Source organism: Kineococcus lubricus (assembly GCF_050871965.1).
In the GTDB taxonomy this organism is placed as follows: Bacteria; Actinomycetota; Actinomycetes; order Actinomycetales; family Kineococcaceae; genus Kineococcus.
This window is the reverse complement of record NZ_JBJLSK010000001.1, coordinates 262,536-276,709: the sequence shown is the minus strand read 5'-3', so window position 1 is coordinate 276,709 and position 14,174 is coordinate 262,536. Positions and strand designations below refer to the sequence as shown.

Genomic DNA, 14,174 nt, shown 5'->3' with positions numbered 1-14,174 from the left:
GCGGGCGCCCGCCAGCGCCCCCGCGCCCCCCCCCCCCCCCCCCCCCCCCCCCCCCCCCCCCCCCCCCCCCCCCCCCCCCCCCCCCCCCCGCGTCTTCGGTTGCGCTGCAACCGGGTCGACGGGCATGATCGCCCGATTTCGCACACGGCGCGCCGTCGCGTAAGCTTGACCGTCGGTCCGTCATGCCTTCTGTTGGGTCTTCCAGCGGGGGTGATCAGACGGACTTCAACCGACACTTGATGAAAAGCGGAGGACATGCCGAAGAAGGACGGCGTCATCGAGATCGAAGGCACCGTGATCGAGGCCCTGCCGAACGCGATGTTCCGCGTCGAGCTGAGCAACGGTCACAAGGTGCTCGCCCACATCTCCGGGAAGATGCGTCAGCACTACATCCGCATCCTCCCCGAGGACCGGGTCGTGGTCGAGCTCAGCCCCTACGACCTGTCCCGCGGGCGCATCGTCTACCGCTACAAGTGACCACCCACTGGCCGCCGGCCCGTCCCGAGACCGGGACGGGTTCTGCACGACCGGAGACACGATGAAGGTCAAGCCGAGCGTCAAGAAGATCTGCGACAAGTGCAAGGTGATCCGCCGTCACGGGCGAGTCATGATCATCTGCGACAACCTGCGCCACAAGCAGCGCCAGGGCTGACGCAGCACGCACCGCAGCTTCGCCACTGCTCCAGCACGGACGCAGTTCCCACAGCAGGACCCGCCAGCACCGCTGGTGACACCCCCGGTCGGAGGCCGGGGACCCGCTCGAGACGGCGGGACAGGCCCTGCTCCAGACCTCCGCGACAGAAGAGGGACCATCCCGCATGGCACGTCTCGTCGGCGTCGACCTCCCCCGCGAGAAGCGGCTGGAGATCGCGCTCACGTACATCTACGGCGTCGGTCGCACGCGCGCCCAGGAAACCCTGGCCGCGACGGGTGTGAACCCGAACCTGCGCGTCCGCGACCTCTCGGACGACGACCTGGTCGCGCTCCGCGACCACATCGAGGGCAACTACCGCGTCGAGGGTGACCTCCGCCGCGAGGTGGCCGCCGACATCCGCCGCAAGGTCGAGATCGGCACCTACCAGGGCCTGCGGCACCGCCGCGGGCTGCCCGTCCGCGGTCAGCGCACGAAGACCAACGCGCGCACCCGCAAGGGCCCGAAGCGCACCGTGGCCGGCAAGAAGAAGGCCGGTCGCAAGTAAGCAGTGCGCGGTCCGCCTGCGGGCCGCCTCGCGAACCCACCGGTTCGCCCTCGAAGCCAGTCGTCGCAGTCCACCAGGAGTCCGGAGAGCATGCCTCCCAAGAGCCGCCAGGCCACGGCGACGCGCAAGCCGCGTCGCAAGGAGAAGAAGAACGTCGCGCACGGCCACGCGCACATCAAGTCGACGTTCAACAACACGATCGTCTCGATCACCGACCCGACGGGCGCGGTCATCGCGTGGGCGTCGGCCGGTCAGGTCGGGTTCAAGGGGTCCCGCAAGTCGACCCCGTTCGCCGCCCAGATGGCCGCCGAGGCGGCCGCTCGTCGTGCGCAGGAGCACGGCATGCGCAAGGTCGACGTCTTCGTCAAGGGCCCGGGGTCGGGCCGCGAGACCGCGATCCGTTCCCTCCAGGCCACCGGCCTCGAGGTCGGCGCGATCCAGGACGTCTCCCCCAGCCCGCACAACGGCTGCCGTCCGCCCAAGCGCCGGCGCGTCTGACTCGGGAGCGGTCCCGGGGCCCTCGGGTCCCGGGACCGACCTGATCGGAAACCCAGTTCTCTGATCGAGCCAGACCCCGTCGGTGGACCGATGCCGACGGGCGTGCGGGGCGTCATATGGCGGACGCCCGCGGGAAGGAACCTCCGTGCTGATCGCACAGCGCCCCACCCTCACCGAGGACGTCGTCGACGAGTACCGCTCGCGCTTCGTCATCGAGCCCCTCGAGCCCGGCTTCGGGTACACCCTCGGCAACTCGCTGCGCCGGACCCTGCTGTCGTCCATCCCGGGCGCCGCGGTGACCAGCCTGCGGATCGACGGTGTGCTGCACGAGTTCACGTCCGTGCCGGGGGTGAAGGAGGACGTCACCGAGATCGTCCTCAACGTCAAGAACCTCGTCGTCTCCTCCGAGCACGACGAACCCGTCGTCATGTACCTGCGCAAGCAGGGCCCGGGCGCGGTCACCGCGGCCGACATCGCCCCGCCCGCGGGGGTCGAGGTCCACAACCCCGACCTGCACATCGCGACGCTCAACAGCAAGGGCAAGCTCGAGCTGGAGCTGACGGTCGAGCGCGGCCGCGGCTACGTCTCGGCGGCGCAGAACAAGTCCGGTGAGCAGGAGATCGGCCGCATCCCGGTCGACTCGATCTACTCCCCGGTCCTGAAGGTGACGTACAAGGTCGAGGCGACCCGCGTCGAGCAGCGGACGGACTTCGACCGCCTCGTCGTGGACGTGGAGACCAAGCACGCCATCACGCCCCGCGACGCCGTCGCCTCGGCCGGCAAGACCCTGGTCGAGCTGTTCGGCCTGGCGCGCGAGCTCAACGTCGAGGCCGAGGGCATCGACATGGGCCCCTCGCCGACCGACGCCGCGCTGGCGGCGGACCTGGCGCTGGAGATCGAGGCGCTGGACCTCACGGTCCGGTCCTACAACTGCCTCAAGCGCGAGGGCATCCACACCGTCGGCGAACTGGTCTCGCGCAGCGAGGCCGACCTGCTCGACATCCGCAACTTCGGGCAGAAGTCCATCGACGAGGTCAAGGCCAAGCTGGTCGGCATGGGCCTGCACCTCAAGGACTCCCCGCCCGGGTTCGACCCGAGCGCCGTCGTCAACGACTTCGAGGACGACGACCAGTCGTTCGCCGAGGACGAGCAGCTCTGACCGTCCGCAGCTCCGCGCGCTGACCGGGCGCGGGGCAACACCGAGGAGACACAACAATGCCCACCCCCACCAAGGGTCCGCGGCTCGGCGGCGGGCCGGCCCACGAGAAGCTCATCCTCGCCAACCTGGCGACGCAGCTCTTCGAACACCGCAGCATCACCACCACCGAGGCCAAGGCGAAGCGGCTGCGCCCGCACGCCGAGCGCCTCATCACCTTCGCCAAGAAGGGTGACCTGGCGGCCCGCCGCGAGGTCATGAAGACGGTGCGCGACAAGTCCGTCGTGCACTTCCTCTTCACCGAGATCGCGCCCGCGATGGCCGAGCGCAACGGTGGCTACACGCGCATCGTGAAGATCGGTCCCCGCAAGGGCGACAACGCCCCCATGGCCGTCATCCAGCTCGTCATGGAGCCGGTCAGCGCCAAGCAGGGCGTCGTCCGCGAGGCCGAGCAGGTCGCCGCCGCGACCGCCCCGGCCGCGGAGGCCCCCGCGGCCGAGGCGACCCCGGAGACCACCGAGGTCGAGCCCGGCAGCGTCGCGCAGCCGGACACCCTCCCCGAGGGCGACGCCCCGGCGACCGCCGACGAGGGCACCGAGGTCGACGCCGCTGAGGCCGACCCCTCGGACGAGAAGAAGGACCAGGCCTGAGCGCCTCCCGTCCCAGCGTCGAGCCCGTCCTCCCCGTTCGCGGGGAGGGCGGGCTCGTTCGCGTCCGCCTCGACCTCGGCTACGACGGGACGCGCTTCGCGGGCTGGGCCGAGCAGCCGGGCCTGCGCACGGTGCAGGGGGAGCTGACCGCCGCGCTCGGCCGGGTGCTGCGGCTGGACCCCGCCCCCCGGCTCACGGTGGCCGGCCGCACCGACGCGGGCGTCCACGCCAGCGGTCAGGTGGCCCACGTCGACGTCCCCGCGGCCGCCTGGGCGGCCGTGCCGGGGAGGTCGGGCTCCCCGCCGGGGACGGCCCTCGTCCGGCGCCTGGCGGGCGTCCTGCCGCCCGACGTGCGCGTCCACCGGGCCGGGCCCGCCCCCGACGGTTTCGACGCGCGCTTCGGCGCCCTGCGGCGCCGCTACGCCTACCGCGTGTGCGACGACCCGGCCGGGGTGCCGCCGCTGCGCCGGTTCGACGTGCTGCACCACCGCCGGCCGCTGGACGCGGCCGCCATGGACCTCGCCGCCCGCAGCCTCGTCGGCCTGCGCGAGTTCGCGGCGTACTGCAGGCCGCGCGAGGGGGCGACCACGGTCCGCACGCTGCTGGCGTACTCGTGGTCGCGCGCGGACGACGGCCTGCTGGTGGCCGACGTGCAGGCCGACGCCTTCTGCCACTCCATGGTGCGCGCGCTGGTGGGCGCGGCGCTGGCCGTGGGGGACGGGCGGCGCGACGTCGACTGGCCGCGGCTGGTGCAGGACCGGGCGCGGCGCGACCCCGCCGTGACCGTCGTCGGCCCGCAGGGCCTGACGCTGGAGGAGGTCGTCTACCCCGCCGACACCGACCTCGCCGCGCGCGCGGCGCAGTCCCGGGCCGTGCGCACGCTGCCCTGACCCGATCGGGCGCCCCGGGCGCGGGGGCGGTTCGCCGGGCGGGCCCGGCGTGCGGCAGGCTAGGGCAACGTGCCCACGCTCGTCGTCGTCCGCCACGCGAAGGCCGATTCGCCGCTCGGACTGCAGGACATCGCCCGCCCCCTCGCCGACCGCGGCAGGGCCGACGCCGTCGAGGCCGGCCGCTGGCTGCGGGAGCACGTCGGCCGCTGCGACCTCCTGCTGAGCTCCCCGTCCCGCCGCACCGAGGAGACCACCGCCCGGCTGCTGGACGGCTGGGGGGCCGCCCCCGTCATCGTCGACGAGGAGCGGCTGTACGAGGCCAGCCTCGGGGACCTGCTGCGCATCGTCCGCGGGCTCGACACCGAGACCGCCGACGCCACGGTCGTCCTCGTCGCGCACAACCCGGGGGTCAGCGCGCTGGTCGAGGCCCTCACGGGCGAGGTCGTGCAGCTGCGCACGGCCGGCATCGCCGTCCTGGACGTCGCGGGGGAGTGGGCCGACGCCGACTCCACCAGCTGCTCGCTGCGCCTGACCCACACCGCCCGCGCGGAAACCGGCAGCGAGCTCTGACCTCCTCGGGGCAGACTGTCCCGCCGTGGCTGGATCTGCGAGTGGACACGTCGACGTCTCCGGGCTGAGCCACGAGCTCCCCGACGGGCGTCCCCTGCTGGACGACGTCGCCTTCCGCGTCGCCGACGGCGCCACGACGGCGCTCGTCGGCCCCAACGGGACGGGCAAGACCACGCTGCTGCGGCTCATCGCCGGCGACGAGCCCGTCCAGCAGGGCGCGATCGCCCGCAGCGGCGGGCTGGGCGTCATGCGGCAGTTCGTGGGGTCGGTGCGCGACGACACGTCGGTCGCCGAGCTGCTCGTCCACGTCGCCCCCGCGCCGCTGCGCGCGGCCTTCGCGGCCGTGGAGGCGACCGAGGCCGCGATGGTCGAGGACGGGACCGAGAAGTCCCAGCTGCGCTACGCGCAGGCCCTGGCCGACTTCGGCGACGCCGGCGGCTACGAGCAGGAGGTCGTCTGGGACGAGTGCACCCTGGCGGCCCTGGGCGTCCCGTTCGACCGGTGCCGCAACCGCCTGGTCCGCACCCTGTCGGGCGGGGAGCAGAAGCGGCTGGTGCTGGAGGCGCTGCTGCGCGGTCCCGAGGGCGTGCTGCTGCTGGACGAGCCGGACAACTACCTCGACGTGCCGGGCAAGCGCTGGCTGGAGGAGCAGCTGCGGGCGACGTCGAAGTCGGTGCTGCTGGTCAGCCACGACCGGGAGCTGCTCGCGGCGGCCGCCGACCGCATCGTCACCCTCGAACCGGGGGCGCTGGGGGCCGTGGCCTGGACGCACGGCGGCTCGTTCGCCGAGTACGGCGCCGCCCGGCAGGCCCGCGGGGAGCGCCTGGAGGAGCTGCGCCGGCGCTGGGACGAGGAGCGCGTCAAGCTGCGCACGCTTGTGGTGACGCTGCGGGAGAAGTCGAAGTTCAACGACGGCATGGCCTCGCGGTACGCCGCGGCCCAGACCCGGCTGGCGAAGTTCGAGGAGGCGGGCCCGCCGCAGGCGCCGCCGACCGCGCAGGACGTGCGGATGCGGCTGCGCGGGGGCCGCACGGGCAAGCGCGCGGTGGTCGTGGAGCGCCTGGAGCTCACCGGCCTGATGCAGCCCTTCGACGCGGAGCTGTGGCTGGGGGACCGGGTCGCGGTGCTGGGCTCCAACGGCTCGGGCAAGTCGCACTTCCTGCGCCTGCTCGCCGCCGGCGGGTCCGACCCCGACGCCGAGCACCTGCCCGTCGACGAGCACGTCCCGGCGCCGGTGGAGCACCGCGGGTCGGTGCGCCTGGGGGCCCGGGTGCGGCCGGGCTGGTTCGCCCAGACGCACGAGCAGCCGGCCCTGGTGGGCCGGACGCTGCTGGACGTGCTGCACCGCGGGAACTCCCACCGCGACGGCCTGGACCGGGAGGCCGCGGGCCGGGCGCTGGACCGGTACGGGCTGGCGGAGGCGGCCGAGCAGCTGTTCGAGCACCTGTCCGGCGGTCAGCAGGCCCGGCTGCAGATCCTGCTGCTGGAGCTGTCCGGGGCGACGCTGCTGCTGCTGGACGAGCCGACCGACAACCTGGACCTGCACTCGGCCGAGGCCCTGGAGCGGGCCCTGGCGGCCTTCGAGGGGACGGTCGTGGCGGTGACCCACGACCGCTGGTTCGCCCGCGGCTTCGACCGGTTCCTGCTGTTCGGGGAGGACGGCCGCGTCGTGGAGACGCCCGAGCCGGTGTGGGACGTCGCGCGCGTGGAGCGGGTACGTTGAGCGGCTGCCACCAGCCGTTTTGACCCATCCGGCGAACGGCAGGTAACGTCATGGGTCGTTGTGCCCACGCAGTACCTGCCGTCAGGTTCGGGAGATCTTCCCGGCGCCGGAGGGATTCGAGCGCGGGCCCAGTCCGCAATCGTCCGAGGAGATGGGTAACCCCCGTGCGCACGTTCACCCCCAAGCCGGGCGACATCGACCGCCGTTGGCTCGTCATCGACGCGGAGGACGTCGTCCTGGGCCGTCTGGCCGTTCAGGCCGCGACCCTGCTCCGCGGCAAGCACAAGGCGACGTTCGCCCCGCACGTCGACGGTGGCGACTACGTCATCATCGTCAACGCCGCGAAGGTGGCCCTGACGGGCTCCAAGCGCGAGCAGAAGGTCGCCTACCGCCACTCCGGCTACCCGGGCGGCCTCAAGGCCACCAGCTACGTCGAGCTGCTCGACAAGAACCCGGAGAAGGCCGTCGAGAAGGCCATCCGCGGCATGATCCCCAAGAACTCCCTCGGCCGTCAGGTCCTGAGCAAGCTCAAGGTCTACGCCGGCCCGGAGCACCCGCACGGGGCGCAGCAGCCCGTGCCCTTCACGATCACCCAGGTCGCGCAGTGAGCCGCGGCACCAACACGGCCAACTGAGCGGAGCGAGGAGCATCGTGAGCGAGTACACGACCGAAGACGTCGTCGAGGACATCACCGAGACCGACGAGTTCGACGGGTCCTACACGTCGGAATCGTCCGCCCCGGCCACCGGCGGCAACAGCATCATCGCCCCCGGCGGGGCCACCGGCCGCCGCAAGGAGGCCGTCGCCCGCGTGCGCATCGTCCCCGGCACCGGCCAGTGGAAGATCAACGGCCGTGAGCTGGACGACTACTTCCCGAACAAGGTGCACCAGCAGCTCGTCAACGAGCCGTTCCGCGTCACCGCGCTCGAGGGTTCGTTCGACGTCATCGCCCGCATCCACGGCGGTGGCTCCTCCGGCCAGGCCGGTGCCCTGCGCCTCGGCGTGGCGCGCGCGCTGAACGCCGTCGACCTCGAGGCGAACCGCCCGGCCCTGAAGAAGGCCGGCTTCCTGACCCGCGACCCGCGCGTCATCGAGCGCAAGAAGGCCGGTCTGAAGAAGGCCCGCAAGGCGCCGCAGTTCAGCAAGCGCTGATCCAGCGCCTGTCGGCGAGTACCGTCACGACGGCCCCGGGAGTCTCCCGGGGCCGTCGTGGTGTCTGGGGCCGGGATCGGCCGAGTGGAGAGGGAACGAGCGTGGGGCGGCTCTTCGGGACCGACGGCGTGCGGGGGCTGGCGAACGTCGACCTGACCGCCGAGACGGCGCTGGGTCTGGCGGTGGCCGCGGCCACCGTCCTCGTCGACGACACCGGCCAGGCCCGGCCGCGGGCGCTGGTGGGCCGCGACCCGCGCGCCTCGGGGGAGTTCCTGTCCGCGGCCGTGGTCGCCGGGCTGGCCGCCTCAGGGGTCGACGTGCTGGACGTGGGCGTCGTCCCGACGCCGGCGCTGGCGCACCTGGTCGGCACCTCCGGCGCCGACTTCGGCGTGATGCTCTCGGCGTCGCACAACGCGATGCCCGACAACGGCCTGAAGATCTTCGCCCGCGGCGGCACGAAGCTGCCCGACGACGTCGAGGACCGCATCGAGGCCGCCCACCGCTCCGGCGCGGCGCGGCGCCCCACGGGCGCGGGGGTCGGGCGGGTCCACGCCGGACCGGACGTGGAGCAGGACGCCCAGGACACCTACGCCGACCACCTGCTGTCGACCCTGCCCGGTGGGCCGTCGTCGCTGGCGGGGCTGCACGTCGTCGTCGACTGCGCCAACGGCGCCGCCAGCGCGGTCTCGCCGCGCGTGCTGCGCGAGGCCGGCGCCCGGGTCACCGTCCTGGCCGCGGCCCCCGACGGGCTGAACATCAACGACGGCGTCGGCTCCACCCACCTCGGCCCGGTCCGGGCGGCCGTCGTCGCGCACGGCGCCGACCTCGGCCTGGCCCACGACGGGGACGCCGACCGGTGCCTGGCGGTGGACGCGGCGGGCGACGAGGTCGACGGCGACCAGATCATGGCCGTCCTCGCCCTGGCCCTGCGCGACCGCGGGCAGCTCGTGGAGGACACCCTCGTCGCGACCGTCATGAGCAACCTCGGCCTCAAGCTCGCCATGCAGCGCGAGGGCGTCACGGTGGTCGAGACGGCCGTCGGCGACCGGTACGTGCTGGAGGCCCTCACCGCGGGCCGGTGGAGCATCGGGGGCGAGCAGAGCGGGCACGTGGTGCTCCCGGCGCACGCCAGCACCGGCGACGGCGTCCTGACGGGTCTGCACCTGATGGCCCGCATGGCCGAGACGGGCCGGTCGCTGGCCGAGCTCGCCGGTGTCGTGGAGCGGCTGCCGCAGGTCCTGGTCAACGTCCGCGGGGTCGACAAGTCCCGCGCGGGCGCCGACGGCGACCTGCTCGAGGCCGTGGCCGCGGCCGAGGCCGAGCTCGGCGCCACGGGCCGGGTCCTGCTGCGTCCCAGCGGGACCGAACCGCTCGTGCGGGTCATGGTCGAGGCCGCCCACCAGGAGCAGGCGCAGGCCGTCGCCGACCGGCTCGCCGACGTGGTGCGCGCCCGCCTGGCGCTGTGAGGACCCCTCAGACCTTGCGCAACCGCACCTGACGCACCGAGTGGTCGGCGCCCTTCTGCAGGACGCAGGTCGCGCGGCCGCGGGTCGGCAGCACGTTCTCGGCCAGGTTCGGGCCGTTGATGTCGTTCCAGATCCGCCCGGCCCGCGCGACGGCCTCCTCGTCGGTGAGGGCGGCGTAGCGGTGGAAGTACGACTGGGGCTTGGAGAACGCCGTGCGGCGCAGCTCCAGGAACCGGTGCACGTACCAGTTCCGCACGTCCTCGCTGCGGGCGTCGACGTACAGGGAGAAGTCGAAGTAGTCGCTGACCGCGACGCCCTGCGTCCCGTCGGCGCGGACCCGGGCCGGCTGCAGGACGTTGAGCCCCTCGACGATGAGCACGTCGGGGGAGCGGACGACGATGTGCTCGTCCGGCACGATGTCGTAGACGAGGTGGGAGTAGACCGGCGCCCGGACCTCGGGGACGCCGGACTTCACCGCGGCCAGGAAGCGCAGCAGCGCCCGCCGGTCGTAGCTCTCGGGGAACCCCTTGCGGTGCAGGATGCCGCGCCGTTCCAGCTCGGCGTTGGGCAGCAGGAAACCGTCCGTCGTGACCAGCTCGACCCGCGGGGTCTCGGGCCAGTGCGACAGCAGCTCGCGCAGGACGCGGGCGGTGGTGGACTTGCCGACGGCGACGGACCCGGCGATGCCGATGACGAACGGGGTGCGCTGGACGTCCTCCCCGAGGAACGTGGAGGTCGCGGCGTGCAGCGACCCGGCGGACCGGTCGTAGAGGGTCAGCAGCCGCGACAGCGGCAGGTACACCTCCTCGACCTCCCGCAGGTCGACGCGGTCGCCGAGGCCGCGCAGGCGCGCCACGTCCTCGGCGGTCAGGGTCAGGGGGGTGTTGGCGCGCAGGGCGCTCCAGTGCGCCCGGTCGAGCACCACGTAGGGGGTGGGGGTGCTCGCCGACCCCGCTGCTACCGAGGACAGCGACGTCGTCGCACCCGAGCTCACCGGCGAGAGGCTACCGGGTGACCCCGCGGGGCGACCCCCCGGCGACCCCCCGGGCGACCCCCGGCGAGGCCGCGGCCCCGCGCCGCGGCGGGACCGTACCCTCGATCCCATGTGCGGAATCGTCGGGTACGTGGGGGTCGCCCAGCAGGGCACCGAGGTGGTCCTGGAGGGCCTGCGGCGGCTGGAGTACCGGGGGTACGACTCGGCCGGCATCGCCGCCGTCACCGCCGACGGCGTGCAGACCCGCAAGAAGGCGGGCAAGCTCGCCAACCTCGTCGAGGTCCTCGGGGCCGATCCGCTGCCGGAGACGGCCACGGCCATCGGGCACACCCGCTGGGCCACCCACGGCGGCCCCACCGACGCCAACGCGCACCCGCACGTGGGGGTCGGCGGCCGGGTCGCCGTCATCCACAACGGCATCGTCGAGAACTTCGCCGCGCTGCGCACCGAACTGCTCGAGGCCGGGGTCGAGTTCGCCAGCGAGACCGACACCGAGGTCGTCGCGCACCTGCTGGCCCGCGCGTACGACGGCGACTCCGGGGGGGACCTCACCGAGGCCCTGCGCGCGGTCTGCCTGCGCCTGGAGGGCGCCTTCACGCTGCTCGCCGTGCACGCCGACGCACCCGACACCATCGTCGGCGCGCGCCGGAACTCCCCGCTGGTCGTGGGGCTCGGCGACGGGGCCAACTACCTGGGTTCCGACGTCGCGGCGTTCATCGGGTCCACCCGCGAGGCCCTGGAACTCGGCCAGGACCAGGTCGTCACGATCACCCCGACGTCGGTCGTCGTCACCGGTTTCGACGGTGCGCCCGTGGAGGGCCGCCGGTTCCACGTGGACTGGGACGCCGCGGCCGCCGAGAAGGGCGGTTACCCCTCGTTCATGGCCAAGGAGATCCACGACCAGCCGCAGGCCATCGCCGACACCCTGCTGGGCCGGGTCGACGCGGCCGGCCGGTTGCAGCTGGACGAGATGAAGATCTCCGAGGCGGAACTGCGCAGCGTCGACAAGATCGTCGTCATCGCCTGCGGGACGGCCGCGTACGCGGGGCAGGTCGCCAAGTACGCCGTCGAGCACTGGTGCCGCATCCCCGTCGAGGTCGAGCTCGCCCACGAGTTCCGCTACCGCGACCCCGTCGTGTCCGACCGCACGCTCGTCGTCGCCATCTCCCAGTCGGGGGAGACGATGGACACCATCATGGCCGTGCGGCACGCCCGCGAGCAGGGCGCGAAGGTCCTGGCGATCTGCAACACCAACGGGTCGACGATCCCGCGGGAGTCCGACGCCGTCCTCTACACCCACGCCGGTCCCGAGATCGCCGTCGCCTCCACGAAGGCGTTCCTGGCCCAGATCACCGCCTGCTACCTGCTGGGGCTGTACCTGGCCCAGTTGCGCGGGAACAAGTTCGCCGACGAGGTCGGGGAGGTCCTGGCCCAGCTGCACGAGATCCCCGGTCAGGTCCGGCAGGTCCTCGACGGCCTGGAGCAGGTCCGCGAGATCGCCCGCTACATGGCCGACACCCGCTCGGTGCTGTTCCTGGGCCGGCACGTCGGGTACCCGGTGGCGATGGAGGGGGCGCTGAAGCTGAAGGAACTCGCCTACATCCACGCCGAGGGTTTCGCGGCCGGGGAGCTCAAGCACGGGCCGATCGCGCTCGTCGAACCCGGTCAGCCGGTGTTCGTCGTCGTCCCCAGCCCGCGCGGGCGCGATTCGCTGCACTCCAAGGTCGTCAGCAACATCCAGGAGGTCCGCGCCCGCGGGGCCCGGACCCTGGTCATCGCCGAGCAGGGCGACACCGCGGTGGAACCGTTCGCCGACGTCGTCATCCGCATCCCGCGGACCTCGACGCTGCTGTCGCCGCTGCTGGCCGTCGTGCCGCTGCAGGTGTTCGCCTGCGAACTCGCGACCGCCAAGGGGCTCGACGTCGACCAGCCGCGGAACCTGGCGAAGTCCGTCACCGTGGAGTGAGCGCCCCCGCGTGATCGTCGCCGACCCCCCGCCGTCGGGCGTCGCGGACCCTCGTGGGAACGTGACGCCGGCGGAGGTCGAGGGCGCGGAGGGGTGCACGGATGATCATCGGCATCGGGATCGACGTCGTCGACGTCGCCCGCTTCAAACGGCAGGTCGAGCGCACGCCGCTGCTGCTCGAACGGCTCTTCGGGGACGGTGAGCGCGGGCTGCCGCCGGAGTCGCTCGCGGCCCGGTTCGCGGCCAAGGAGGCCGTCGCGAAGTCCCTGGGCGCGCCCGTGGGGCTGGTGTGGCGCGACGTCGTCGTCGAGCGCGAGGACGGGCACCGCCCGCGGATCGTGGTCAAGGGCAGCGCCAAGAAGATCGCCAAGGAGATGGGCGTGGGCACCTTCCACCTGTCCCTGTCGCACGACGCCGGCATCGCCACCGCCATGGTGGTCGCGGAGGGCAAGTGATCGGCGCGCACCGCGCCGAGGACGTGCGCGCCGCCGAGCGGGCCGCGCTGGCGGGGCGGGCGCCGGGGACGCTGATGGACCGGGCCGCCGCCGCCCTCGACGTGGTCTGCGCCGACGTCCTGCGCGACACGACCGCCGGGGTCGCGGGCCGCCGCGTCGTCGTCCTGGCCGGGTCGGGGGACAACGGCGGCGACGCGCTGCTGGCGGCCGCGCGGCTGGCCCGGCGCGGGGCGGCGGTCACCGCGCTGCTGACCGCCGACCGCGCGCACCCCGAGGCCCTGGCCGCGGCCCGGCGCGCCGGGGTGCGGTCCCGGCCGTGGGCGCCCGGTGACGAGTCCGCCTGCGCCGCGGCCGACCTCGTCCTGGACGGCATCGCCGGTCTCGGCGGCCGCGGTGGCCTGCGCCCGGCGTTCGAGGGGCTGTCCGCGCTGACCGGGCCGGTCGTCGTGGCCGTCGACCTGCCGTCGGGGCTGGACGCCGACTCCGGCGCCGTCGGCGGCGAGGTCGTGGCCGCCGACGTCACCGTCACGTTCGGCACCGCCCGGCCCGCGCACCTGCTCGGCCCGGCCGCCGGGCTCTGCGGCCGGCTGCTCGTGGCCGACATCGGGCTGGGGGAGCTGCCCGCCCCCGCCGTCGAGCGGGTCGAGCCCGCCGACGTCGCGGCCCGCTGGCGGCGCGCGCGGCCCGCGGACGACAAGTACTCCCGCGGGGTCGTCGGCGTCGTGGCCGGCGGGCCGGACTACACCGGCGCCGCGGTCCTGGCCGTGGAGGCCGCCGTCCGCGCCGGCGCCGGCATGGTCCGCTACCTCGGCCCGGCCCACCCCACCGAGCTGGTCCGGCAGCGCCGGCCCGAGGCCGTCGCCGGGCCCGGCCGGGTGCAGGCGTGGGTCCTGGGCCCGGGCGTCTCCCCGGACGACCCCCAGCAGCAGGCCCGCGTCCGCGCGGCGCTGGCGTCGGGCGAACCGGCCGTCGTCGACGCCGGCGCCCTGGCCGGCCTGCCGGACGCCCTCGGCCCGCATCACGTCCTGACCCCGCACGCCGGGGAGCTGGCCCGGCTGCTGGGCGTGGACCGGGCCGCCGTGGAGGCCGACCCGCTGACGCACGCGCGCCGCGCGCACGAGCGGACCGGCGCCACCGTCCTGCTCAAGGGCACCGTCACCACCGTCGTCGGGGACCGGGTGCTGACGGCCGCGGCCGCCCCCGCCTGGCTGTCGACCGCCGGGGCCGGGGACGTGCTGGCCGGGATCCTCGGCGCGGCCCTGGCCTCCCGGCCCGGGGACGACCCGGCCGTGGTGGCCGCCGACGCCGCCGTCCTGCACGGCCGGGCGGCCGAGCTCGCCTCGGCCGGCGGGCCGCTGGCGGCGCTCGACGTCGCCGACGCCGTCCCGGCGGCCCTGACCGGCCTGCCGGGGTGGGACCGGCCCGGGAGCTGACGGGGGGCCGGGTACCGTCGAG

16 protein-coding genes are annotated in these 14,174 nt (G+C 74.2%); 15 read left to right on the top strand and 1 reads right to left on the bottom strand.

Annotation, left to right across the window (positions count from 1 at the left end; genetic code table 11):
- Positions 1-255: 255 nt before the first annotated feature.
- From infA to glmM, 12 genes are all read left to right on the top strand, one after another.
- Positions 256-477 (top strand): translation initiation factor IF-1, encoded by a 222-nt coding sequence (gene infA / locus ACRYRX_RS01265; protein WP_012084955.1) that lies wholly within the window; start codon positions 256-258, stop codon positions 475-477.
- 61 nt (positions 478-538) lie between these two features.
- Complete coding sequence (rpmJ, locus tag ACRYRX_RS01260) at positions 539-652, top strand: 50S ribosomal protein L36 (RefSeq protein WP_106209588.1); 114 nt, start codon at positions 539-541, stop codon at positions 650-652.
- 166 nt (positions 653-818) lie between these two features.
- Entirely contained in the window at positions 819-1,199 is a 381-nt protein-coding gene (gene rpsM / locus ACRYRX_RS01255; RefSeq protein ID WP_432509959.1) for a 30S ribosomal protein S13, read from the top strand.
- 90 nt (positions 1,200-1,289) lie between these two features.
- The gene (gene rpsK, locus ACRYRX_RS01250; RefSeq protein ID WP_432509958.1) at positions 1,290-1,697 is read left to right on the top strand and encodes a 30S ribosomal protein S11; all 408 of its coding nucleotides are present in this window, start codon (positions 1,290-1,292) and stop codon (positions 1,695-1,697) included.
- A gap of 145 nt (positions 1,698-1,842) precedes the next feature.
- Positions 1,843-2,856 carry a DNA-directed RNA polymerase subunit alpha gene (locus ACRYRX_RS01245; RefSeq protein WP_432509957.1) on the top strand — a complete coding sequence of 338 codons (1,014 nt, stop codon included), beginning with the start codon at positions 1,843-1,845 and terminating at the stop codon, positions 2,854-2,856.
- A 56-nt stretch (positions 2,857-2,912) separates the two neighbouring features.
- Positions 2,913-3,503, top strand: a complete 591-nt coding sequence (rplQ, locus tag ACRYRX_RS01240) for a 50S ribosomal protein L17 (RefSeq protein WP_432509956.1) — start codon at positions 2,913-2,915, stop codon at positions 3,501-3,503.
- Positions 3,500-4,393 (top strand): tRNA pseudouridine synthase A, encoded by an 894-nt coding sequence (locus tag ACRYRX_RS01235; protein ID WP_432509975.1) that lies wholly within the window; start codon positions 3,500-3,502, stop codon positions 4,391-4,393. The genes rplQ and ACRYRX_RS01235 overlap by 4 nt, the downstream gene beginning before the upstream one ends.
- A 69-nt stretch (positions 4,394-4,462) precedes the next feature.
- Positions 4,463-4,963 (top strand): SixA phosphatase family protein, encoded by a 501-nt coding sequence (locus ACRYRX_RS01230; RefSeq protein WP_432509955.1) that lies wholly within the window; start codon positions 4,463-4,465, stop codon positions 4,961-4,963.
- Positions 4,964-4,988: 25 nt separating this feature from the next.
- A complete protein-coding gene (locus ACRYRX_RS01225) occupies positions 4,989-6,686 on the top strand; it encodes an ABC-F family ATP-binding cassette domain-containing protein (RefSeq protein ID WP_432509954.1) in 1,698 nt (565 codons plus the stop codon).
- Positions 6,687-6,850: 164 nt separating this feature from the next.
- A complete protein-coding gene (gene rplM, locus ACRYRX_RS01220) occupies positions 6,851-7,294 on the top strand; it encodes a 50S ribosomal protein L13 (protein WP_432509953.1) in 444 nt (147 codons plus the stop codon).
- Positions 7,295-7,337: 43 nt separating this feature from the next.
- On the top strand, positions 7,338-7,838 hold the full coding sequence (gene rpsI / locus ACRYRX_RS01215) for a 30S ribosomal protein S9 (RefSeq protein WP_432509952.1): 501 nt from the start codon (positions 7,338-7,340) through the stop codon (positions 7,836-7,838).
- Positions 7,839-7,939: 101 nt separating this feature from the next.
- On the top strand, positions 7,940-9,304 hold the full coding sequence (gene glmM, locus ACRYRX_RS01210; protein WP_432509950.1) for a phosphoglucosamine mutase: 1,365 nt from the start codon (positions 7,940-7,942) through the stop codon (positions 9,302-9,304).
- A gap of 7 nt (positions 9,305-9,311) precedes the next feature.
- Here glmM and coaA read toward each other — a convergent pair whose 3' ends face one another.
- Positions 9,312-10,298, bottom strand: a complete 987-nt coding sequence (gene coaA / locus ACRYRX_RS01205; protein WP_432509949.1) for a type I pantothenate kinase — start codon at positions 10,296-10,298, stop codon at positions 9,312-9,314.
- Positions 10,299-10,407: 109 nt separating this feature from the next.
- On the opposite strand from coaA, the gene glmS reads away from it, so the two are divergent.
- The 3 genes from glmS to ACRYRX_RS01190 all read left to right on the top strand — a co-directional run bounded on the left by glmS (position 10,408) and on the right by ACRYRX_RS01190 (position 14,152).
- On the top strand, positions 10,408-12,264 hold the full coding sequence (gene glmS, locus ACRYRX_RS01200; RefSeq protein WP_432509947.1) for a glutamine--fructose-6-phosphate transaminase (isomerizing): 1,857 nt from the start codon (positions 10,408-10,410) through the stop codon (positions 12,262-12,264).
- 101 nt (positions 12,265-12,365) lie between these two features.
- Entirely contained in the window at positions 12,366-12,719 is a 354-nt protein-coding gene (locus ACRYRX_RS01195) for a holo-ACP synthase (protein ID WP_432509946.1), read from the top strand.
- Positions 12,716-14,152 carry an NAD(P)H-hydrate epimerase gene (locus ACRYRX_RS01190; RefSeq protein WP_432509945.1) on the top strand — a complete coding sequence of 479 codons (1,437 nt, stop codon included), beginning with the start codon at positions 12,716-12,718 and terminating at the stop codon, positions 14,150-14,152. The genes ACRYRX_RS01195 and ACRYRX_RS01190 overlap by 4 nt, the downstream gene beginning before the upstream one ends.
- Positions 14,153-14,174 lie beyond the last annotated feature (22 nt).

What these genes read in the sequence shown, in the direction of transcription:
- infA (WP_012084955.1), top strand. Translation starts at nt 256, where the DNA reads ATGCCGAAGAAGGACGGCGTCATCGAGATCGAAGGCACCGTGATCGAG.
- rpmJ (WP_106209588.1), top strand. Translation starts at nt 539, where the DNA reads ATGAAGGTCAAGCCGAGCGTCAAGAAGATCTGCGACAAGTGCAAGGTG.
- rpsM (WP_432509959.1), top strand. Translation starts at nt 819, where the DNA reads ATGGCACGTCTCGTCGGCGTCGACCTCCCCCGCGAGAAGCGGCTGGAG.
- rpsK (WP_432509958.1), top strand. Translation starts at nt 1,290, where the DNA reads ATGCCTCCCAAGAGCCGCCAGGCCACGGCGACGCGCAAGCCGCGTCGC.
- rplQ (WP_432509956.1), top strand. Translation starts at nt 2,913, where the DNA reads ATGCCCACCCCCACCAAGGGTCCGCGGCTCGGCGGCGGGCCGGCCCAC.
- glmS (WP_432509947.1), top strand. Translation starts at nt 10,408, where the DNA reads ATGTGCGGAATCGTCGGGTACGTGGGGGTCGCCCAGCAGGGCACCGAG.
- ACRYRX_RS01195 (WP_432509946.1), top strand. Translation starts at nt 12,366, where the DNA reads ATGATCATCGGCATCGGGATCGACGTCGTCGACGTCGCCCGCTTCAAA.